This is a genomic window from Hymenobacter jeollabukensis (assembly GCF_005771675.1).
Lineage (GTDB): Bacteria > Bacteroidota > Bacteroidia > Cytophagales > Hymenobacteraceae > Solirubrum > Solirubrum jeollabukense.
The window spans coordinates 58,910-81,337 of record NZ_VAJM01000011.1 but is presented as its reverse complement, the minus strand read 5'-3'; the positions used below and the strand labels follow the sequence as shown (position 1 = coordinate 81,337).

13 protein-coding genes are annotated in these 22,428 nt (G+C 62.9%); 10 read left to right on the top strand and 3 right to left on the bottom strand.

What is annotated here, in order from left to right:
• The first annotated feature begins 34 nt into the window (after positions 1–34).
• The 10 genes from FDY95_RS19505 to FDY95_RS19460 all read left to right on the top strand — a co-directional run bounded on the left by FDY95_RS19505 (position 35) and on the right by FDY95_RS19460 (position 15,885).
• Positions 35–673 carry a Fe(II)-2OG oxygenase family protein gene (locus FDY95_RS19505; RefSeq protein WP_138080272.1) on the top strand — a complete coding sequence of 213 codons (639 nt, stop codon included), beginning with the start codon at positions 35–37 and terminating at the stop codon, positions 671–673.
• Between the two features lie 5 nt (positions 674–678).
• On the top strand, positions 679–1,632 hold the full coding sequence (locus FDY95_RS19500) for a hypothetical protein (RefSeq protein ID WP_138080207.1): 954 nt from the start codon (positions 679–681) through the stop codon (positions 1,630–1,632).
• A 206-nt stretch (positions 1,633–1,838) separates the two neighbouring features.
• Complete coding sequence (locus tag FDY95_RS19495) at positions 1,839–4,604, top strand: glycoside hydrolase family 78 protein (RefSeq protein WP_138080206.1); 2,766 nt, start codon at positions 1,839–1,841, stop codon at positions 4,602–4,604.
• A 246-nt stretch (positions 4,605–4,850) separates the two neighbouring features.
• A complete protein-coding gene (locus FDY95_RS19490; protein ID WP_212744933.1) occupies positions 4,851–6,005 on the top strand; it encodes a sialidase family protein in 1,155 nt (384 codons plus the stop codon).
• Positions 6,006–6,151: 146 nt separating this feature from the next.
• Positions 6,152–7,552: an alpha/beta hydrolase family protein gene (locus tag FDY95_RS19485; protein WP_138080205.1), complete on the top strand. Its 1,401-nt coding sequence runs from the start codon at positions 6,152–6,154 to the stop codon at positions 7,550–7,552.
• Positions 7,553–7,719: 167 nt separating this feature from the next.
• Entirely contained in the window at positions 7,720–9,630 is a 1,911-nt protein-coding gene (locus FDY95_RS19480) for a right-handed parallel beta-helix repeat-containing protein (RefSeq protein ID WP_138080204.1), read from the top strand.
• A gap of 151 nt (positions 9,631–9,781) precedes the next feature.
• Positions 9,782–11,974 (top strand): alpha-L-rhamnosidase-related protein, encoded by a 2,193-nt coding sequence (locus FDY95_RS19475; protein ID WP_138080203.1) that lies wholly within the window; start codon positions 9,782–9,784, stop codon positions 11,972–11,974.
• A gap of 1 nt (position 11,975) precedes the next feature.
• Positions 11,976–12,749, top strand: coding sequence for an L-rhamnose mutarotase (locus tag FDY95_RS19470; protein ID WP_138080202.1), 774 nt, complete (start codon positions 11,976–11,978; stop codon positions 12,747–12,749).
• Between the two features lie 45 nt (positions 12,750–12,794).
• On the top strand, positions 12,795–13,865 hold the full coding sequence (locus tag FDY95_RS19465; protein ID WP_138080201.1) for a Gfo/Idh/MocA family protein: 1,071 nt from the start codon (positions 12,795–12,797) through the stop codon (positions 13,863–13,865).
• Between the two features lie 433 nt (positions 13,866–14,298).
• A complete protein-coding gene (locus tag FDY95_RS19460; protein WP_138080200.1) occupies positions 14,299–15,885 on the top strand; it encodes an SLC5 family protein in 1,587 nt (528 codons plus the stop codon).
• A gap of 288 nt (positions 15,886–16,173) precedes the next feature.
• Here FDY95_RS19460 and FDY95_RS19455 read toward each other — a convergent pair whose 3' ends face one another.
• From FDY95_RS19455 to FDY95_RS19445, 3 genes are all read right to left on the bottom strand, one after another.
• Positions 16,174–18,492 carry a DUF5703 domain-containing protein gene (locus tag FDY95_RS19455; protein ID WP_262710202.1) on the bottom strand — a complete coding sequence of 773 codons (2,319 nt, stop codon included), beginning with the start codon at positions 18,490–18,492 and terminating at the stop codon, positions 16,174–16,176.
• 128 nt (positions 18,493–18,620) lie between these two features.
• Positions 18,621–20,051, bottom strand: coding sequence for a sialate O-acetylesterase (locus FDY95_RS19450; protein ID WP_138080199.1), 1,431 nt, complete (start codon positions 20,049–20,051; stop codon positions 18,621–18,623).
• A 273-nt stretch (positions 20,052–20,324) separates the two neighbouring features.
• Positions 20,325–22,379 carry an aceric acid hydrolase gene (locus FDY95_RS19445; protein WP_138080198.1) on the bottom strand — a complete coding sequence of 685 codons (2,055 nt, stop codon included), beginning with the start codon at positions 22,377–22,379 and terminating at the stop codon, positions 20,325–20,327.
• Positions 22,380–22,428: the final 49 nt, after the last annotated feature.

Genomic DNA, 22,428 nt, shown 5'->3' with positions numbered 1-22,428 from the left:
TTTTAGTATAGGTGTGGATGCCTAATTCAAGAATATGACTTCTCAAGAATGCCTAGATAAAAATGGATGGTGTATTATTGATTATGATACATCTGATAGTGAATTGATTGGATTTTCAAGCAAAATAGGTGAGATAGTCCCCGAGAATAATTCTGCAATCCATAAGCTCGTTCCTAAGAGGAAGGGGAGTGGAATAAAAGATAGTTTTAGCTATAATTACGGTTTTGCATCTTTCCCGTATCATACTGATACAGCTTTTTGGGATATACCGGTCAGGTACTTTGTTCTTGCTAGTGAAAAAATCAGTGAATGCCACACGTTGCTTGTGGATTCATCAGAGCTTTTTAAGTCCTTAGACCAAGCTGATATGAAGATATTGGAGAAGGCGGTTTTTTTGCTTAAAACTCCTCTTGGTAGTAAATTTGTTTCATTGTTATTTGCTTATGATGGTAAGATAGTACTAAGGTATGATCCTAACATAATGATGCCTTATAATAAATATTCAACATGTGCTGTTGATATAATAAATGCATTTTTAATTAAAGTCAATCCTGTTGTTGTAGAATGGACGGGAAAAAATATTGCTATAGTAGATAATTGGCGTATGCTTCACGCCCGCGCTGAATATATCAATGAAGAACAAAGAATTTTGAAACGCATTTACATAAAATAGTAAAAATGAGCTGGGACAAAGATTCACTTTGGGCGAAATCAAGAATCTTCTTTGAAAAAGCATTTCAAGAGGATAAGGAACAGATTTTTTTTGGCCTATTCTGCGCAATGGGCCTAGAGGTACTGTCACGAGCGGCCATTTCAAGAATAAGCCCAACACTTCTGGCTGACCCTGATAAAGATCAGCAGAATCTGCTGCATGCTTTAAATTTAGGTTCCGCTAAAGTTCAGAAAAAATCTGTCGGTACAGCTCAAGTTTTACTTTTGTGTAAAGCTCTCATTCCTGAATTTACTGAAGATCATCTAAAAATAGCTTCGGCAATAACAAACAGGAGAAATGAGGAGGTTCATACAGGCTCTGCAGCCTTTTTAGATTATAAAACGCAATACTGGATAGAGGGCTTTTATAAATGCTGTAAGGTGCTTGCTGAATCACTAGGCGAGACATTAGAGACTCTTTTTGATGAGGAAGAGGCGGAAGTAGCTAATTTGATTATTTCTGAAACTGAGACCAAGGTTACTGAAAAAACGAAAAGCTTAATAGCGGCACACACAAAAGTATTTGAAGCAAAGACAGAAGATGAGATTCAAGAGTTAAGGGCTGAAGCGGAAAAGCAAGGTGAAATTTTGTCTCATAATAAGCATCATAAGGTGACGTGCCCTGCTTGTAGTTCAGTGGCTACAACTCAAGGTGAAATTTATGGGAAAGATGTGATAGAACATGCTGATGATGAGATAATCGTGAGGCAGGCTGTAATACCTACAAAATTTCAGTGTATCGCTTGTGGATTAAAATTAAACGGGTATGGTCCATTGTCAATTGCTGGTATTGGTGAGCATTTTACTCATAGAACTAACTTTACACCTGGGGAGTACTATGATCTAATTAGCTTGGATGACACTGAGGCGTTTAGTAAGCGGGCGGAAGAGTTAGGATATTTTCATTTTAGTAATGATTAAAGACATTTGTTAGAACATTCTGTCTCACCCCACCATGCCCAAATCCTAAAGCTTTATGCTAAGATCGTAGAATGTTGTCCCGGGAAAAATGGTGAACTAGTGGACGCCAAAAGTGCCTAGCACCGCCCCGTGGCGCCGGCCCGTGTAGCGGCTGGCTTCCCCGCTGCTGTCGTAGCGGGGGCCGCGGGGTGCGGCTGCCCGTCCCGATGAACCTGCGCATTGTACTTTCTTCGCTTCTCACCGCCCTGCTGCTGACGGCCTTCCGCGCCGACCAGCCCGCCCCCGTGCAGCTGCTGCGCCTGCGCTGCGAGCTGCTCACCAACCCCGAAGGCATCGACGCTACCGCACCGCGCCTGAGCTGGGAGCTGAGCGGCTCCGCCCGCGGCCTGGAGCAAACCGCCTACCAGGTGCTGGTGGCCTCCACCCCCGAAAAGCTGGCCGCCGACGAGGGCGACCTGTGGAACTCCGGCCAAGTCACCTCGGGGCAGTCGGTGCACGTGGCCTACGCCGGCGCCCCGTTGCGCAGCCGCACCCGCTGCTACTGGAAGGTGCGCACCTGGACCACCCAGGGCCAAACCGCCTGGAGCCCGCCCGCCCGCTGGAGCATGGGCCTGCTCAATTACCTCGACTGGAAAGGCCGCTGGATCGGCTTCGACCGCGCCTTTCCCTGGGACGACGAAACCAGCCACGCCCGCCTCTCGGCCCGCTACTTCCGCAAGGAGTTCCGGGCCGACAAGCCCATCCGCCAGGCCACGGCCTACATCATCGGGCTGGGCCTGTACGAGCTGTACCTGAACGGGCAGCGGGTAGGGGAGCAGGTGCTGGCCCCCGGCCCCACCGACTACACCCAGGGCGTGAAGTACAATACCTACGACGTGACCGGCCTGCTGAAAGCCGGTCCCAACGCGGTGGGCGTGACCCTGGGCAACGGCCGCTTCTACGCCATGCGCCAGCACTACAAGCCCTACAAGATCAAGACCTTCGGCTACCCCAAGCTGCTCATGCAGATCGAGGTGACCTACGCCGACGGCACGCGCGACATCGTCAAGACCGACGAGAGCTGGCAGGGCACCGCCGACGGCCCCATCCGCACCAACAACGAGTACGACGGCGAGGAGTATGACGCCACCAGGGAAATGCCCGGCTGGGCCACCGCCGGCTTCGAGGCCAAAAGCTGGCTCAAGGCCGAGCTGGTGCAGGAGCCCGGCGGCACCTACGAGGCGCAGATGAACGAGAACATGAAGGTGATGGAAACGCTCCGACCCGTGGCCCTCAAGCCCCTGGCCGGCGGCAAGTACATCCTCGACATGGGCCAGAACCTGGCCGGCTGGCTGCGCCTGCGCGTGCAGGGCAAGGCCGGCGACCAGGTGACGCTGCGCTTCGCCGAAACCCTGCAGCCCAGCGGCGAGCTGTACGTGCGCAACCTGCGCGACGCCCGCGTGACCGACGTGTACACCTTAAAAGGCGGCGCCCGCGAAACCTGGGAGCCCCGCTTCGTCTACCACGGCTTCCGCTACGTGGAAATCAGCGGCTGGCCCGCCGGCGCCACGCCCACCCTGGCCGACTTCGACGGCCGCGTGGTGTACGACGACATGGCCACCACCGGCGCGCTGACCACCTCCGACCAGACCATCAACCAGGTGTACCGCAACGCCTACTGGGGCATCCGCAGCAACTACAAGGGCATGCCTGTGGACTGCCCGCAGCGCAACGAGCGGCAGCCCTGGCTCGGCGACCGGACCACCGGGGCCTACGGCGAGAGTTTCATGTTCGACAACTCCCGCCTCTACGCCAAGTGGCTGCGCGACATAGAGCAGGCCCAGAAAGCCGACGGCAGTATCCCCGACGTGGCCCCCGCCTTCTGGCGCTACTACGGCGACAACGTGACCTGGCCCGGCACCTACCTCACCGTGGCCGACATGCTCTACCGCCAGTACGGCGACGAGCAGGTGCTGGCCCGCCACTACGACTCCATGCGCCGCTGGCTGGTGTACATGGGCCAGAACTACACGGAAAATGGCCTCGTGACCAAGGACAAGTACGGCGACTGGTGCGTGCCGCCGGAGTCCAAGGAGCTGATTCACGCCAAAGACCCCGCCCGCAACACCGACGGCGTGCTCATTGCCAGCAGCACCTACTACCACATGCTGGACCTGATGCGCGGCTTCGCCGCGACGCTGGGCAAGACCCGGGACGCCGACGAGTACACCCAGCAGATGGCCGCGCTGAAAACCGCTTTCAACCAGAAATTCCTGAACCCCGAAAGCTGCCAGTACTCGAACAACACCGTCACGGCCAACCTGCTGCCCTTGTCCTACGGCCTGGTGCCGCCGGAGGCCGAGGCCAAGATGTTCCAGAACATCGTCGACAAGATTATGGTCGACAACCAGGGCCACATCAGCACCGGCGTCATCGGCACGCAGTGGCTGATGCGCGGCCTCACCCGGCACGGCCGCCCCGACGTGGCCCTGCGCCTGGCCGCCAACCGCGACTACCCCAGCTGGGGCTACATGGCCGCCAACGGGGCCACTACCATCTGGGAGCTGTGGAACGGCAACACCGCCGACCCGGCCATGAACTCCCAGAACCACGTGATGCTGCTCGGCGACCTGCTCATCTGGCAGTACGAAAACCTGGCAGGCATCAAGTCCGCCCCCGACGCGCCGGGCTTCCAGCGCCTGGAAATGAAGCCCACGCCCACTAGCGGCCTGACCTCGGTTACGGCCTCCTACCAATCGGTGCGCGGCCTCATCAAAAGCAGCTGGCAGCAGGAGGCCAAGCGCTTCACCTGGAACCTGACGGTGCCCGGCAATACCAAGGCCGTGGTCTACCTCCCGGCCAAGGACGCGGAGCGGGTGCAGGAAGGCGGCAAGAAAGCCTCAGCCGCGCCCGGCGTGAAATTTCTGCGCCAGGAAGGCGACCGGGCCGTGTTTGAAGTAGGTTCGGGGGACTATGCTTTCGTGGTGAAGTAGAACCTGAACGACCAACAACAGAGTGTCATACTGAGCGCAGTCGAAGCATCTCTACCGCTTCGCGTGAACAGCACTAGAATGAAGGTCATGCTGAGCTAAGCCAATCGACGGTAACGCCTCATTAGCCCAGGGTTTAAACCCTGGGCTATCGATAGGGCCCAAACGAAGCGGTAGAGATGCTTGGCTGCGCCGACCTCTGGTTCGACAAGCGGACGCCAGATGAGCATGACGACCTAAATGATGAACATGAATAAAACCCTGCCCATACTACTCTTTGGCCTGCTCACCGCGGGCTGCTCCGTCGCCCAGAACCCGGCGAAAACCGCCCCGAAGAACCCCTGGCAGCGCGCCGTCATTGTCGACGAATTCATCCTGGAGAAGATGCCCTTCCCGGAAAGCCACGCCGCCACCATTGCCGAGACGCCCGCGGGCCTCGTGGCTTCGTGGTTCGGGGGCACCAAGGAGCGGAACCCCGACGTGGGCATCTGGGTGAGCCGGCAGGAAAACGGCCGGTGGACCGCCCCGGTGGAAGTGGCTAATGGCATCGTCAATGAAACGCTGCGTTACCCGACCTGGAACCCGGTGCTGTTTCAGGTGCCCGGCGGTGAGCTGCTGCTGTTCTACAAGATCGGGCCGAAGCCTTCGGACTGGAAAGGCTGGATGCGCCGCTCGAAAGACAACGGCCGGACCTGGTCGGCGGCCGAGGCGCTGCCGGAGGGCTGCATCGGGCCGGTGAAAAACAAGCCGGTGCTGCTCTCGAACGGCACCCTGCTCAGCCCGACCAGCACCGAGGGCAGCGGCGGCTGGCGCGTGCACCTGGAAGCCACCACCGACTTCGGCAGGAACTGGACGATGATCGGGCCGATTGAGAACGGCGCGACCCAGGGCGCCATTCAGCCCAGCATCCTGACGCACCAGGACGGCCGCCTGCAGCTGCTCTGCCGCAGCCGCGACCGGGCCCTGCTGGAGTCGTGGTCCTCGGACCAGGGTAAGACGTGGACGCCGCTGGCCAAGACTTCGCTGCCCAACAACAACTCCGGCACCGACGCGGTGACCCTTCAGGACGGGCGTCAGCTGCTGGTATACAACCACGTGCTGCCGCCCGGTACGCTGGCGAAGGGCCCGCGCACCCCGCTGAACGTGGCTGTGTCCAAGGACGGCAAGGAGTGGTACGCGGCGGCCATCCTGGAAGACTCGCCCATCAGCCAGTACTCGTACCCCTCGGTGATTCAGACCAAGGACGGCAAGGTGCATTTCGTGTACACCTGGCGCCGCAAGAGCATCAAGCACGCCGTCATCGACCTGAAAAAGCTGAAGCTGGTGAAGATTGAAAACGGCCAATGGCCGGCGCTGAAGGGCTACACCGCCCCGACGGGCACGGCGGAAATCACCAAGGACTGATTCTGCTTATCAGAACATCATGTCGAGCAAGGTCGAGACATCTCGCGTGCTGACTTCCGACAGTAACCTCAACGCTTGGAATTACTATCGAGCGAGATGTCTCGACAAGCTCGACATGACGCCCAAAAGCTTCGCATTTCCCACCCATGTTCAAGAAACTCTGCCTTCTCACCGCCGGTCTGCTGCTGACCGCCGGCAGCGCCGCCCGGGCCCAGACCGCCGACGAGCAGTACCGCGAGCCGCTGCAGCAGGTGCTGGACGAGATTCAGCAGCGCTACGGGGTGAAAATCCGGCCCGACGCGGCGATGGTGAAGGACAAGTACGTGACCTACGCCCAGTGGCGCTTCCGCCCTGACGTGGACGAAACACTGCGCAACGTGCTGGGCCCCCTGGATTACCAGGCCGCCAAAACCGGCGACAAGACCTACAAAATCAAGACCTACCAGTACCACCTGAAAACGCCGGAGGAAGGCGCCGCGCAGCTCAAAGAGCTGGCCGCCCGCTACCACGACCAGGCCAGCTGGGAGCAGCGCCGGGCCGAGCTGCGCAGCTGCATGTGGTCGGCCCTGCGGCTGGCGCCGATGCCGGCCAGGCCCACCAGCAAGCCCATCGTGACCAACAAGCGGGTGTACGACGGGTATTCGGTGGAGAACGTGGCCCTGGAGACGCTGCCGGGCGTGTACGTCACCGGCTCGTTGTACCGGCCCTTGAAGCCGAAGGGTAAAATCCCGATCATCATCAGCCCCGACGGCCACTTCGGAGACGGGCGCTACCGGGCCGACGCGCAGAAGCGCTGCGCCACGCTGGCCCGCATGGGCGCCATGGTCTACAGCTACGACCTGTTTGCCTGGGGCGAATCGACCCTGCAGTTTAAGCCCGAAGACCACCGCCGCAGCCTGGCTATGACGGTGCAGGCGCTGAACGGCCTGCGGGCCCTGGACTTCTTGCTGGCCCAGAAAAATGCCGATAAGGACCGCGTGGCCGTAACCGGCGGCTCGGGCGGCGGCAGCCAGACCATGCTGCTGACCGCCCTCGATGACCGCATCAAAGTCAGCGTGCCGGTGGTGATGCTCTCCACCTACCACAGCGGGGGCTGCCCCTGCGAAAGCGGCATGCCGGTGCACCTCTGCGGGGGCGGCACCAACAACGCCGAGCTGGCCGCCATAGCCGCCCCGCGCCCGATGCTGGCCATTACCGACGGCGGCGACTGGACCGCCCAGACGCCCGACGTAGCCATGCCCTACCTCAAAACCATCTACGGCTACTACGGCCGGCCCGAACTGGTGCAAAACGCCCATTTTCCCAAGGAAGGCCACGACTACGGCGCCTCGAAGCGCCAGGCCATGTACAAGTTCATGGCCCAGCACCTGGGCCTGCGCATGGCCGAGGACGCGGCGGGCCAGCTGGACGAATCGAAAGTGACCGTGGAAAAGCAGGAGCAGCAGCTGGTGTTCGGCCCGAAAGGGGAGGGGCTGCCGGCTAATGCCCTGCACGGCTTCGAGGCGCTGCAGGCATTGTTCAATCAAACCGCCGCGCAAGGACATTAGCGCCGCCCGCGTGTAGCGCTGAGCGGTGCTCGGCGCCGGCGCGGCACGCGCCGATGCGGAACCGGGCCGTTTGTTTCGCTTGCACAGGCTTTGCCCGAATAACCCAGAACCACATTGTCGCCTTCGGCGCCAGCGCCGAGCACCGCTCAGCGCTACATCCCTCGCAAATGACCCGCTCGATTTCTGCCAGTCTGCTCCTGCTGCTCAGTGCGCTGACTTTGCCAGCCGCTGCCGCCGATATCTGGGTGGCGCCCACCGGCTCCGACCGCAACCCCGGCACCGCCGCCCAGCCCTTGGCGACCCTGAACATGGCCCTGCGCCAGGCCCGCGACCTGCGCCGCCTGCACGATGCCTCGGTGACGAACGGCATCCATATCTGGGTGAAAGGCGGCGAGTACCGCTTGCAGGAGCCCTGGCTGTTCCGGCCCGAGGATGCCGGCACCGCCACGAGCCCGACCATCATCGAAGCCGCGCCCGGGGAGCAGCCGGTACTTAGCGGCGGCGTATCGGTAACGGGCTGGAAAAAGGCGGCAGGTGCCGTAACGGGTTTGCCGAAAGCTGCCCAGGGCCAGGTGTGGGTGGCCGATGCGCCCCTGCTGGCCGGCCGCAGCTTCGACTTCCGGCAGCTGTGGGTGAACGGCCGCAAGGCCCAGCGCGCCCGCACCGCCACCGACGACAACCTGCCCCGCCTGCTGCGCTGGGACACCGACAAGCGCGAAGCCTGGATTCCGGCCGCCGCCCTCAACGGCGTGACGCGGGCCGGGCAGCTGGAAATGGTGCTGCACCAGATGTGGGCCGTGAACGTGCTGCGCGTGAAATCGGTGACCGTGCAGGGTAAGGAAGCCCGCGTTACTTTCCACGAGCCCGAAAGCCGGGTGCAGTTTGAGCACCCCTGGCCCCGGCCTATCATCAACGGCAAAAACGGCAGCTCGGCCTTTTACATCGCCAACGCCCCGGAGCTGCTCGATGAGCCCGGCGAGTGGTACTACGACCAGGCCCGGCGGCAGGTGCTCTACTGGCCCCGCCCCGGCGAAACCATGAGCACGGCCCAAGCCGTGGTGCCCGCGCTGGAGACGCTGGTGCAGGTGGCCGGCTCCCTCGACGCGCCGGTGAGCCACGTGCAGTTCAAGGGCCTGACCTTCGCCTACACCACCTGGCTGCGCCCCTCCGAGCAGGGCCACGTACCCCTGCAAGCCGGCATGTACCTGCTCGACGGCTACTCCCTGGTCAAGCCCGGCACGCCCGACAAGGCCGGCCTCGAAAACCAGGCCTGGATCGGCCGCCCGCCCGGCGCGGTGCAGCTCAGCGGCGCCGACCACACCCGCTTTGAGCGCTGCCGCTTCGAGCACCTGGGCGCCTCTGGCCTCGACTACCAGCAGGGCACCCACGACGATGCCATCGTCGGCTGCGTGTTCCGCGACGTGGCCGTGAACGGGCTGCAGCTGGGCAAGTTCTCCGACCCCGGCATCGAAACCCACCTGCCTTACCTGCCCAAGGACGAGCGGGAAATCTGCACGGGCGAGTTGGTGGAAAACAACCTGCTGACCGACTGCGGCAACGAGGACTGGGGCGCGGTGGGCATTGCCGCCGGCTACGTGCGCCAGACCATTATCCGCCACAACGAAATCAGCCAGGTGCCCTACACCGGCATCAGCCTGGGCTGGGGCTGGACCAAATCGGCCAACGCCATGCAGGGCAACCGGGTGACCCGTAACTACATCCACCACTACGCCCAGCACACCTACGACGTGGCCGGTGTGTACACCCTTTCGGCCCAGCCCGGCACCGTCATCAGCGAAAACCGCATCGACGAAATCGGCCGCGCCGCCTACGTGCACGACCCGGAGCACTGGTTTTACCTCTACCTCGACGAAGGCTCCTCCGGCATTACGGTGCAGGACAACTGGTGCCCGGCCGAGAAATTCCTGGCCAATGCCAACGGCCCGAACAACGTCTGGAAAAACAACGGCCCGATGGTGGCCGACGCCATCAAGCAGGCCGCCGGGCTGGAAGCCGCGTTCCGCGACCTGCGCGGCGCGGCGCCGAAGGCCGGACAGAAAACCGGCAAGAGTCAGTAGTAAAAGAACGTCATGTCGAGCTTGTCGAGACATCTCGCGTGCTGACTTCCGAGAGCAACCCCAACGAGAACAATAGTACCCAACGTCAGCACGCGAGATTCTTCGACAAGCTCGGAATGACGCCCTGATTTGCAGCCATCAACCTCCCCGGATGCCCCACGCTACCCTGAAACGCTTCACCACTGCCGCCGCGCTCCTCACGCTGTTTGCCGCCGAAACCACCCAGGCCCAGCAGGCCAGCAAGGCCACCTGGATCTGGTACCCCGGCGACTACGAAATCTGGCTCAGCAACCAGATGCAAAACCGCCGCACCGAGCGCGGCTCCTTCTTCCCGCCCTTCTGGCGCCTCGACAGCCACTACCCGCTCATCGACTTCCACCAGGACTTCGACCTGAAAGAGGCCGAGCAGGTGGAGCTGCGCGCCGAGGGCCAGTACAACGTCAAGCTCGATGGCAAGCTGATAACCGGCTACCCCACGCGCCTGACGGTGCCCGCAGGCAAGCACCGGCTCAACATCAAAGTGTACAACCAGCAGCACGTACCGGCGGTGTTCGTGCGGGGCAAAACCATCGGCACCGACGGCAAGTGGCTGGTGACCTACGAGGACAAGGAGTGGATTGACGCCTCGGGCAAGGTGTCGGACCAGTCGGGCACCACCTGGCTGACGGCCGGCAGCTGGAACTTCAACGATGCGCAGGCCGTGCCTTCGGCCTTTAAGCTGAAGACCGAGCCGCGGCGGGCCGCCCAGGTCACGCGCAATGCCGACGGCAGTATGCTGGTGGATTTCGGCCGCGAAACCTTCGGCTACGTGCGCCTGCACGGGCTGCAGGGGCAGGGCCCGACTACGCTGTACTTCGGCGAGTCGAAGGAGGAGGCGCTGAGCGTGGAGGGCTGCGAGACGCTGGAGCGCCTGGAAGTGAACCAGCCGCAGAAGGCCGACAAGCTCACGTCGCTGACCAAGGCCTTCCGCTTCGTGAACATCCGGCCGGATAAGGGCGTGACCCTGGATTCGGTGTCGATGCTCTACGAGTACGCGCCGCTGACGGTGCGGGGGCGGTTCCGGTGCTCGGATGAGCAGCTCAACAAGATCTGGGACGTGGCCGCCTACACCATGCAGCTGACGAGCCGGGAGTTTTTCATCGACGGCATCAAGCGGGACAGGTGGGTGTGGTCGGGCGACGCCTACCAGAGCTACCTGATGAACTACTACCTGTACTTCGACACGCCGACGGTGAACCGGACCACCTTCGCCCTGCGCGGCAAAGACCCGGTGACCAGCCACGTGAATACCATCATGGACTACACCTTCTACTGGTTTATCGGCATCTACGACGCCTACCAGTACTCAGGCGACAAAACCGTGGTGCAGCAGCTCTACCCGCGCATGCAGAGCCTGATGGACTACTGCCTGAGCCGGCGCAACCAGGACGGCTACATGGAAGGCCTGGCCGGCGACTGGGTGTTTATCGACTGGGCCGACGGGCTCAGCAAGAAGGGCGAGGTCAGCTTCGAGCAGCTGCTGCTGTGCCGCAGCCTGGAAAGCATGGCCCTGTGCGCCAACCTGGTAAATGACCAGGACGGCGCCCGGAAGTACCAGCAGCTGGCCGCTGAGCTGAAAGCCAAAATCTTTGCTACCTACTGGAACCCCGCGAAGGGCGCGCTGGTCCACAGCCGCATCGGCGGGCAGCCGACGGAGAACGTGACGCGCTACGCCAACATGTTCAGCATCTTCTTCGGCTACCTCTCGCCCGCGCAGCAGCAGCAGGTGAAGCAGTCGGTGCTGCTGAACCCGCAGGTGCCCAAAATCACCACGCCCTACATGCGCTTCTACGAGCTGGAAGCCCTCTGCGCCCTCGGCGAGCAGCCCTACGTGCTCAAGGAAATGAAGGCCTACTGGGGCGGGATGCTGAATGAGGGCGCCACCGCCTTCTGGGAAGAATACGACCCCACCAAGAAGGGCACCGAGCACCTCTCGATGTACGGCCGCCCCTTCGGCAAAAGCCTCTGCCACGCCTGGGGCGCCAGCCCGATCTACCTGCTGGGCAAGTACTACCTGGGCGTCAAACCCCTCTCGGCCGGCTACGCCACCTACGAAGTGACGCCCAACCTCGGCGGCCTGCAGTGGATGGAAGGCTCGGTACCTACGCCCCAGGGCGACATTACGCTGCGCGCCACCCCTAAAGAGTTGAAAGTGAAAGGCACCACCGGTACCGGGGTGTTGCGCTTCAAGAGCAAGTCGAAACCCAGCGTGAAAGGCGCCAAAATCGAGGCGAAAGGTGGGGGGCTGTACGAGCTTTCGTTGGCTCCCGGCCGCGAATACGTGGTGACCTATCAGGCGCAGTAAAATGGAACGACCTCTGCGTCCTCTGCGAAACCTCCGCGCCCTCTGCGGGCTCCGTCGTTCGCGCCGCCTGGCAGTGGGGCTGCTGCTCTGGCTGCTCCCGCTGCTGGCCCCCGCCCAGGCCCGCGGCCCCATGTCCATCGTGGAGCTGACCGACTACGACCTGCGCCTGCCGCCGCAGAAGCTCCAAGCCCTCGGCCAGCGCTACCCCGACGTGGACCTGCGCCGCTGGCAGGACGCCAACCACCTCACGCACCTGGTCGCCTATGCCCCCCAAGCCCGCATCCGGGAGTTGCGGCCCGCGCTGAAACAAGCCTACCCCACGGCCCGCGTCAAGGAATACGCCGCCCCGTTCTACCGCTTCGAGCGCAGCCGCTGCACCGATAAGACGACGGCCCGGCAGTGGGACAACATCATCCTCACCGCAAGCCTGGTGGCCGATACGGCGAAGCAAAACGAGTACCTGCGCTACCACGCCACGCAGTTTGAGCAGTGGCCCGAGGTATCCAACGGTTTCTGCCACGCCAGCTTCCAGCAGCTGCTGGTGTTTCGCCGGGGCCGGGAGCTGATGCTGGTCATCAGCATTCCGAAGGGCCAGAGCCTGGACGCGCTCAACCCCAAAACCACCGAAAACAACCCGCGCGTGGACGAGTGGAACCAGCGCATGCGCCAGTACCAGGAAGGCCGCAACGGCGCCAAACCCGGCGAAGTCTGGGTATTCCTGCAGCCCCTGCCGCCGCTGCTGGCCAAGCCGAAGCAGCCCGCCAAGAAAGGCTAAGCCCGCCCTGACAACTGACAACTACCAACTGACAACTCACAATCAATGCTGAAAATAGCCATTCTGGGCCTGGGCGAGGGGAGAAGCACCATGTCGGCCGCCCTGCAAAGCGAGAAGCTGGAGCTGCGCGCCATCTGCGACCGGAACGAGGAGCTGTGCCGCCACCGCGTGGCCGAATTCCAGTTTCAGGGCCGCGTGACGCAGGACTACCAGGACCTGCTCTCGGACCCCGAAATCGACATCATTGCCATATACACCCCCGACCACCTGCACGCCGAGCACGTCGGCCAGGCGCTGCGGGCGGGCAAGCACGTGGTCTGCACCAAGCCTTTCATCGACGACCTCAGCCAGGCCAGGGAGCTGCTGGCGCTGGTGGAACAAACCGGCAAAAAGGTGTTCGTGGGCCAAAGCTCCCGCTTTTTCGAGCCCATGAAGCGGCAGCGCGCCGACTACGAGGCCGGCCTCATCGGCGAGCTGATAACGGTGGAAAGCTACTACCACGCCGACCACCGCTGGTTCCTCGCCAAAGGCTGGTCCCTGCAGCAAAGCTTCAAATGGCTCTACGGCGGCCTGAGCCACCCCGTCGACTTCATCCGCTGGTACCTGCCCAACATCGAGGAAGTCATGGGCTACGGCATGCTCAGCTCGAATGGCCGGGCGGGCGGCCTCAAGCACCAGGACACCATGCACTTCATCTTCAAAAGCACCGACGGCCGCGTGGCCCGCGTAAGCGGCTGCTATACCGGCCCGGTGCAGCCCGTCACCCGCGACTCGGAAATGAGCTGCGTGCTGCGCGGCACCGAGGGCGCCAGCCAGGGCGACTACATGGACCTGCGCTACGCCATTACCGACCGCACCGGGGAGGAACGCCTCGTCACCTGGGAGCATAAGCTCAAGCACTACTTCCGCTTCGAGGGCAAAAGCCACCACGCCGGCGAGTACCAGAACTACCTCGAATACTTCGCCGACTCCATCACCGAAGGCTTCACCGCCTACCCCGACGTGCGCGAAGGCATCGGCACCATTGCCCTGCTCCAGGCCATGGACCGCTCCCTGCAAACCGGCCGCCCCGTGCGGGTGCAGGAGTTGCTCGACGAGCACGGCCTGACGCTATAGTTGGCAGAACAGCTACAACAGAACGTCATGTCGAGCTTGTCGAGGCATCTCACGTGCTGATGTTGAACGGCTTGGCGCTTCCGCTCAACCCATTGTCACCCCCGTTGAACGCGCTGCCACCTTGCCCGGACGGTTTGACACCGCACGCGAGGTCATTGACGCGCTCGTTGAACGCCTTGACGCCCCGGGCAAGCTCATTGACACCTTCAGCAAACGCCTTGACACCCGCTTCAAGGTCATTGACGCCTCAATTGAGCGCGTTGACACTCCGTGCAAGGTCGTTGTCACCTCCGTCGAACCTCATGTCACGCTCATTGAGGTCCATGTCACTGCCGCCGAAGGCCATGTCAGGTCGCGCGAGGCCGTCCGGCTTCGCGCACCATGCCACCCAACGAATACCGTTCTAACTCCCACCCGAACCACCCCCACCCGCATGGGAAACAATCTACTCGGCCACCTGAGCCCCTGGGACTACGCCATCGTGGCGGCCTACGTCGTCATCCTCGTAGGCATCGGCTACCGGGCCAGCGCCTCGAAAAAGGAGCAGACCGAAGACTCCCAGTTCCTGGCCAGCAAGTCCTTGGGCTGGGCCAGCATCGGCTTCAACATGTGGGGCACCAACGTGGGGCCCAGCATGCTGCTGGCCTTTGCCAGCATCGGGTACAGCACCGGCATCGTGGCGGTGAATTTCGAGTGGTACGCCTTCGTGTTCCTGCTGCTGCTGGCCACCGTGTTTGCCCCGCGCTACCTGGCGGCCCGCGTCAGCACCATGCCGGGCTTCATGGGCCAGCAGTACGGCGGCTCGACGCAGAATATACTGGCCTGGTACGCGCTGATCAAGATTCTGATTTCCTGGTTGTCGTTGGGCCTCTTCTCCGGCGGCGTGCTGGTGCGCCAGATTCTGGGCATCCCGATGTGGCAGTCGGTTATCGTGCTGGTCTTGTTCGCGGGCTTCTTCACCTTCGCCGGCGGCCTGAAGGCCATTGCCAAGGTCAACGTGTTCCAGATGCTGCTGCTCATCGGCGTCTCGCTCACGCTCACCGTCATCGGCGTGCTGAAAGTGGGCGGCCTGAGCCAGCTCTGGCACAGCGTGCCGGGCCACTACTGGAACCTCATCCAGCCCGCCTCCGACCCGAAATACCCCTGGTACGCCATTCTGCTGGGCTACCCCGTGTCGGCCGTGGCCTTCTTCTGCACCGACCAGGCCATGGTGCAGTCGGTGCTCGGTGCCAAAAACCTGGAACAGGGCCAGCTGGGCGTAAACTTCATCGGCTGGCTCAAGATTCTGTCGCTGCCGCTGTTCATCCTCACCGGGGTGCTCTGCTACGTGCTTTTCCCGCACCTGGCCGACCCCAACCAGGCCTACATGACGATGGTAACCAGCCTGTTCCCGGCCGGCCTCAAGGGCCTGGTTATCGTGGTGCTGATTGCCGTGCTGGTCGGCACCATCAGCTCCTCCCTGAACGCGCTGAGCACCGTCTTCGCCCTCGACGTGTACGCCCGCAACATCAATCCTGAGGCTTCGGAAAAAGACGTAGTCCGCGTCGGCCGCCTCACGGTGCTGGTGGGCTGCGCCTTCGCTGTGCTCATGGCCCTGGCCATCGACGCGGTGAAGGGCCTGAACCTGTTCGACGTGTTCCAGGCCGTGCTCGGCTTCATCGCGCCGCCCCTCTCGGCCGTGTTTCTGCTGACGGTGTTCTGGCCGCGCACCACCCGCCGGGCCGTCAATTTTACCCTATCCGTCGGCTCCGCGTTCAGCCTGGGCGTGGGCGTCGTCTACCTCTGGATATTGCCGCCGAGCGAGTACACGTTCTGGCCGCACTACCTGGTCCTCTCGTTCCTGCTGTTCGCGGTGCTGCTGTTGGCCGCCATCGTCATTTCCCTGCTCGACGGCACCCACCAGCCCCGAGTCCCCTTTGACCGCACCGCCCTGCCGGCCACCTCGCCGCGGGTAAAGCTGCTCTGGGCCGCGCTGGCCGTAGTGATGGTGGCGCTGTATTTGGTGTTCAACGGGCACTAGGCGGTGAAATGGTGAGCTGGTGAAATGGTGAGTTTGACGTTCGGGCGGCCCCAGCGGCCGTCATTGCGAGCGAAGCGAAGCAATCTTTCCTCTCGCGGCACAAAGGTCCAACTGGCAACAACCCAAAACGGCGCCGCCCGAAACCAAGTAACTCAGGTTTCGGGCGGTGCCGTTTTCGTGCTGACGACTTTTCGGTTTGTGCTTCTCGTACCGTCGTGCCGCGAGAGGAAAGATTGCTTCGCTTCGCTCGCAATGACGGCCAGTGTTACCGAACGTCAACTCACCATCTCACCATTTCACCTCCACATCCGCCCGCCGCGCCTCGGGCGTCACCAGCAGCTGCGTGACTTTGCCATTCTGCACCGTGCATTCCACGGTGGTCTGATACGGTGCGTGGAGCTTGAAGTGCACGTCCCAGGCACGGGGCCAGGCGGGCAGCAGCAGGATTTTTCGGTCGGCGGTTTGCAGCAGCATTTCCTGCAGGCCAATCATGCCCGCGCCGCCCCAGTTGTGGTCGGGCGCCCAGTCGTAGCCAGGGCCCCAGAAGGCGGGGAAGCGGCGGTCGGAATCCTGCAGCTTCTGCATGGTGAGGGTGGCGGCTTCGTCCGTCAGGCCGAGGCGGGCGGCGAAGATGTTGTGCTGCTTCCAGCCCACGTGGCTGCGGAATTTCTGCACGTCCGGGTCGTAGCGGTAGGTGTTTTGGGCCAGTTCCAGGTCGGGCCGGCCGATACCGTACAGGCCCCAGGGAAACACCGGGTAGAGCTGCGGGCTTTCCACGTTGTTGACCCGCTCCCAGCTTTTGGCCGGCGCTATGAGCTTGTGCCCGTCGATTTCGCGGAAGCTGATAGCCGGAATCCGGCCGAGCATGGCCGTCCACGCTTTGCGCTGCTCCGCCGAGCCAATTTGCGGCGGCAGGGCCAGCAGGCGGGTGAGGACGGTGCGCAGGCCGGCCACGGTGGCGGTGGAGTTGTAGGCCATCTTGTAGGTCTCGGCACCCGAGCCGGGGTAGAGCACCAGGTGGCCTTCGCCGTCGAGGGCTTTGGCGCCGCGCTGCCGGGCCAAGTGCTGGTAGTGCTGGTCGAAGAACGTGAGGCAGCTTTCGATGAAGGGCAGGTAGGGCCGCACGTCCTGGGCGGCGTACTGCTCCGCGTCGAGCATCATCAGGCAGAACTCCAGCACGGTGTCCCACTCGTATTCCAGCCAGGCGTTGTATTCCAGGCCCTTGTCGAAGTCGGCGGGGCGTTTCCAGTTGTACTCGGCGGGGTTGGGCAGGCCGAAGTTTTCGATCTGCTCGGTGAAGCAGGCGCCGGGGTGATTCCAATAGGTCTGGCTGCGCAGCTCAGCATTCTTCAGGATGCGCAGGTAGAAGTCGAACTGCGGCTTGAGCAGGACCGCGTCGCCGCTTTTGAGCAGGGGCCAGTACACCAGGCGCTGATTCTGGGCTGTGTGGGTGCCGCCGCCCCAGTTGCGGAAGTCGGGCGTGAACCGGAGCGTGGAGTCGGTCAGGGCCGGGTCGTAGGTAAACAGGCCGCCGTTGAACTTGGTCGGCCACTGGCCCAGCGCGTTGCAGCCGAGCATATAGCGCATCAGCTGGTAGTTGCGGCCGGCCTGCCACTGGGGCGCGTTGGCGGCGGCTTGCGTGGGCTGGATGTGAATGAAGCTGCGCTGCCAGAAACTGCGCCACCAGGCCAGCGTCTGCTGCCGGGCGGCTTTGGGATTTGGGGAAGTAGCCAGCAGTTGCTGCAAACCCGCCCGCCACTGCTCTTGTGCCGGGGAGGCAACCGGCAGTTGCCCCTGGCGCTGCTGGGGCACCACCTTCGCTGTGTGCAGGGCCAGCGTGAGGGTGTGCGAGCGGGCTGGGGCCTGACTTTTCAGCGTGTAGGCGCGGAAGGGCGTGCGTTGGTACGTTCCGTCGGTAGTGCCGGCCGGCAGCATGCGGTTTCCCCACAGGATGCCGCCAAAAATCAGGTCTTGGAGCGGGTTGTAGAGCTGCGCCTTCACCGCGTCGAGGCCCTGCTGGCGCACGGTCACGTCGAACACCGTCTCGGGCCGATTCTGGTGCACGAACTCGACCGTCTGCCCCCGAAAGCTGAGACTGTCGTGGCGGGTTTTGACCTCGCCCTGCGGCGCCCATTTGTAGGAATTCTGGTTGTTTTCCTTGCCCTTGAGGATGCGGTCCTCCACGCGCCAGCTTTCGTAGCGGGCCTCGGCCTGCAGCGGCTGGTTGCTGCTCACCTCGACGTGCACCACCGGCCGGAATACGTCGACCCAGATGTGGACCTGGGCGGTGGTGTTGCCGTTGGTGCCGGTCAGCGTCACGTCGCCCTGCGGCAGGTTCAGCGTCTGCTGGAAGCGGCCGCCGGTTCCGAACGGGTTCGGGGTGAGGCGCAGGCGCACGCGGCCGAGCTTGAGCAGGCTGTTGTTCTCGTCGAAAGTGCCGCTGCGGGCGGCGTAGAACAGCACGTCCCCGGCTTCGCTCCACACGTTCAGGCCCACGTCGCCGCCGCCGCAGGGCATGGATTCGGCGCTGTTGCGGCTCGGGCTGGTCCAGGTGATGTTGTTGGTGGGCAGCTCGGGGCTCTGGGCAACGGATTTCGTGCTTAGCAGCAGCAGGAGTACCCATGCGTTTTTGGCCCGCAGAGGGTGCAGAAGATTACGCAGAGGGCGCTGAACGTTCTGCGCCCTCTGCGTAAAACCTCTGCGCCTTCTGCGGGCTAAAAAGTCAAGAAAATGCCTCATTGTGCCCAATCATCAGTCCGGAACGACGACACCGGCAAGCCCTCGGTGCTGAACAACGTGGCGCGGGTGAAGTCCTGGAAGGCGTAGCGCACCGCTACCGGCTGCTTCACCTGCTCCGCCGATACCTTCACCACGCTGCCGTCGATGCTGGCTTTGGCGGGAAACCACTTTTGGTCGGCCCCAGCCACCTCGAAGCCCGTCAGCGGCTCGCCGAACGAGGTCATGCCGTTCGGCGCGTCGCGGAACTTCACCACGGCCGTGCCCTCCTTGACTTCCATGGACTCATACGCCGGGCTGACCGCCCCGAAGCCCTTGCGGCCGTAGGTTTTCTGTAGCGCCAGCAAGGCCAGCCGCTGCCCGCCTGGCTCCTTGCGCATGGGGTGGATGCTGGCCTCCTCGCCCACGTCGAGCAGCACGGCCATGGCGGCGTTGGGAATCGTGGCTTCCGCCTTGCGCTGAGCGTCGCGAATAAAGGCGGAGTTGAACTTACCGCCCTTGTTGTAAGGCGGCAGCTGGGCGTAGTTGTAGGGCGCAATCTGGGCGTAGTAGAACGGAAACTCACCCATGTTCCACTCCGCGCGCCACTGCTTCACCAGCGCCTGCAGCCGGGCCGGGTACTCGTCGGGGTGCTCGTAGTTCGACTCGCCCTGGTACCACAACGCCCCCCGGATGCCGTAGCCGACGACCGGGTGCAGCATGCCGTTGTAGAGCGTGGTGGGCGTGCGGTTGACCACCTTGATGGAGTCGGTGCGGGGCGGAATCGTCACGCCCGCGAACTGCCGCAGCGTCTCCTCGCTCAGCCAGGCCTCGATGGTGGAACCGCCGTAGCTGCAGTTAATCAGCCCCACCGGCACGTGCAGCTGCTCCTGCAAGAGCCGCCCGAAATAGTACGCCGTGGCGCTGAAATTGGCCACCGCCTCGGGCTCGGCCACCTTCCAGGCGAAGGGCTTGCTGTTGTCCTTGGGCGCGGTGCGGGAGCTGCGCGGCACGTTGTAGAGGCGGATATTGGGGTTGCTGGCGTGCAGAATAGCCTCGTTGGAGCCCAGAATCGGCTGGCCCTTGAAGCCCTTCATCGGCATTTCCATGTTCGACTGCCCCCCGCACAGCCACACCTCGCCCACCAGCACGTTCTGCAAAGTCACCGGCTTCTCATCCCCGCTGACGCTGAACGTGTACGGGCCGCCGGCGGCCGGCGTCTTCACCTTCAGCTTCCAGCGGCCCTTGTCGTCGGTCTGGGCCTGATACTTCGGCTTGCCCCACGACGGCGCCACGGTGATGCGGCTGCCCGGCTTGGCCCAGCCCCAGACGGCGCACTCGGCCTGCTGCTGGAAAATCATGTTGTCGGTGAAGATGGAGGGCAGGCGCAGCTCGGCCCGCAGCAGCAGCGGGGCCAGGAGCAGGGCGGCGGAAAGCAGCAGGTGTTTCATGGGGCCTCACCCCCCCGGCCCCCTCTCCTAGGGGAGAGGGGAGCCTGACGACGGCAGCGCAGTTGCAGCAGCGCGGGCCGCTGCAACTGCTACCAGCTGTAGTGGCTGGGGAGGTTAAATGATGCGGGTGAAAATAGTTGAATCGTTGGCGGGGCTGCGGAGCGCGAGCGGAGCAGCCCCGCGTCGTTGAACGGAATCGTTGCTGATGGCTGGCTCCCCTCTCCACGGGAGAGGGGCCGGGGGTGAGGCCATCGGAGCCGGGGGGTGAGGCCCCTACCGGCTCAGCGGAATCCACACTTCCATGTCGGCGTGGCCGCGGTTGCCCCAGGCGTAGTAGGGCACCAGCGTCAGCGGCACGGTGGTGGGCTTGCGGGCCGGTACCGGGCGGTACAGTTGGCTGCCCGTCCATTGCGGGTCGGCGGCCAGCAGGCCCTTGCCGGTCAAACTCATCACCCGGCTGCCGTCGATGGTAATGGCCTTGGGCGTGAGCTTGGCGTCGGCCGGGATGGTAAGGGCCGACAGCGGCTGACCCGCCGGGAAATCTTTGGTTTCGAGGCAGTACACGATGGGGCCGCGCTTCACCGCTACCTGGTTGCGGGTTTCCTCCACCAGCGGGTTGGCTTCCACCAACTGCGCCGGCATGGGCAGCATCAGCTCCACCTGGTCGCCGCTTTTCCAGCCGCGGTTGACTTCGGCGTAGCTGCCCGGCGTCAGCGCTACCGACTGCACTTTGCCATTTACCAGCAGCTTGGCGCCCGCGGCCCAGCCGGGAATGCGCAGGAACACGGAAAACGCCGCGGCCGGGGCTTCCTGCACCGTCAGCTGCACGGCGCCGTCCCAGGGGTAGTTGGTCGTTTGCCGGATCTTCACGGCCGCGCCATTGCGGAGCTTGGTAGTCAGGTCGTTGGCGCCGTACAGGTTCAGCCACAGGCCTTTGTCCGACACGCTGTAGGCGTAGTTGCCGACTTCGGCCACGGTGCGCACCACGTTGGGCGGGCAGCAGTTGGAGAGGCTGATGTAGTCGACGCGGTCCTTCGACCAGCGCTGGTGGAAGGGCAGCGCGTCGGAATAGGCCAGCGGGTTGGTGTAGAGGAACCGTTTGCCGTCGAGGCTAATGCCGCTCAGGACGCTGTTGTAGAGGGCCGTTTCCATCACATCGGCGTACTTGGCCTCGCCGGTGAGCTGCAGCATGCGCCAGTTCCAGAGCACGTTGCCGATGTTGGCGCAGGTTTCGCCGTGGGCCGTGTGGTTGGGCAGCTGGTAGTCGCGGCCGTAGGCCTGGTGGATTTTCTGCACCGTGTCGGGCTTGTAGGCCGTCCCGTCGGGCGACACGCCGTCGTACAAGGCCCCGCAGGCCCCGGTCACGTACATCTTGTGCTGGGTCACGTCGTCCCACATCTTGTTGAGCGTCGTGAGCAGCGTCGCGTCGCCGGTTTCGGCGTACACGTCGGCCACCCCGGCGAAGAGGTAATTGGCGCGCACGGCGTGGCCGCCGGCCTTCTGCATCTGCCGGAACGGGAGTCGGTCTTGGTTGTCGTCGGTGCCGATGTCGCCGGCCAGCCCGCGGATGTCAATCAGCTGCCGGGCCAGCTCCAGGTAGCGCGCATCCTGGGTGGTGCGGTACATTTCCACCACGCCCATGTAGTGCGAGGGGCAGATGGCGTTGCGGGCCAGCTCGGGCGAGGAGCGTTTGTAAAAGGCGTAGAGGTAGTCGGTAGCCTTGCGGGCCAGATCCAGCATCGAAGTCTTGCCGGTGGCGCGGTAGTGCACGCAGGCGGCCGTCATCAGGTGGCCCAGGTTGTAGCTTTCGAAGTTCAGCCGGTTCTGAAACGCGGTGCTCTTGCCCGTATTGATGGCCGCAATGGTGGCCTGCGTATTCAGATACCCATCGGCCCGCTGGCACTTGGCAATGACGCTAATAGCTTCGTCCATCATCTGGTCGAGCTTCGGGTCCCGGGTCACCGCGTACGTCGCCGCCACCGATTCCAACAGCTTGTAAAAGTCGCCGTCGTGGAACGACGGCCCCATGTGGGTGCCTTTCTCCAGCCCCGCCGCAATTTCAAAGTTGCGGAAGGCGTGGTTGCGCACCGGGTCGTGGTACAGCGCCCACATGGTCGGAATCATCGCCTCGCGGCAGACCTGGAACCGCTCCCCCCAGAAGCCCTGCGGCTGCCACTGCACGCTGCCCATATCAACATTGCTGAGCTTGACGTGCTTGCTGGCGGTGGTATTGACGAGGCCCTTGTCCTGGGCCGCGGCCGGGCGGGCGGCCACGGCCAGGCCAGCTAGCAGGGCGGCGGTGAGGAGCTTATGGGTGGGAAAATTCATGGAGCAAACGGAGTAAATGAGGTCGTCATGCTGTGCCCGTCGAAGCATC

Excerpts from the sequence above, each read along its gene's own strand:
- FDY95_RS19450 (WP_138080199.1), bottom strand. The coding sequence starts at position 20,051 with ATGAAACACCTGCTGCTTTCCGCCGCCCTGCTCCTGGCCCCGCTGCTG.
- FDY95_RS19505 (WP_138080272.1), top strand. The coding sequence starts at position 35 with ATGACTTCTCAAGAATGCCTAGATAAAAATGGATGGTGTATTATTGAT.
- FDY95_RS19500 (WP_138080207.1), top strand. The coding sequence starts at position 679 with ATGAGCTGGGACAAAGATTCACTTTGGGCGAAATCAAGAATCTTCTTT.
- FDY95_RS19495 (WP_138080206.1), top strand. The coding sequence starts at position 1,839 with ATGAACCTGCGCATTGTACTTTCTTCGCTTCTCACCGCCCTGCTGCTG.
- FDY95_RS19480 (WP_138080204.1), top strand. The coding sequence starts at position 7,720 with ATGACCCGCTCGATTTCTGCCAGTCTGCTCCTGCTGCTCAGTGCGCTG.
- FDY95_RS19490 (WP_212744933.1), top strand. The coding sequence starts at position 4,851 with ATGAATAAAACCCTGCCCATACTACTCTTTGGCCTGCTCACCGCGGGC.
- FDY95_RS19470 (WP_138080202.1), top strand. The coding sequence starts at position 11,976 with ATGGAACGACCTCTGCGTCCTCTGCGAAACCTCCGCGCCCTCTGCGGG.
- FDY95_RS19465 (WP_138080201.1), top strand. The coding sequence starts at position 12,795 with ATGCTGAAAATAGCCATTCTGGGCCTGGGCGAGGGGAGAAGCACCATG.
- FDY95_RS19485 (WP_138080205.1), top strand. The coding sequence starts at position 6,152 with ATGTTCAAGAAACTCTGCCTTCTCACCGCCGGTCTGCTGCTGACCGCC.
- FDY95_RS19460 (WP_138080200.1), top strand. The coding sequence starts at position 14,299 with ATGGGAAACAATCTACTCGGCCACCTGAGCCCCTGGGACTACGCCATC.
- FDY95_RS19445 (WP_138080198.1), bottom strand. The coding sequence starts at position 22,379 with ATGAATTTTCCCACCCATAAGCTCCTCACCGCCGCCCTGCTAGCTGGC.
- FDY95_RS19475 (WP_138080203.1), top strand. The coding sequence starts at position 9,782 with ATGCCCCACGCTACCCTGAAACGCTTCACCACTGCCGCCGCGCTCCTC.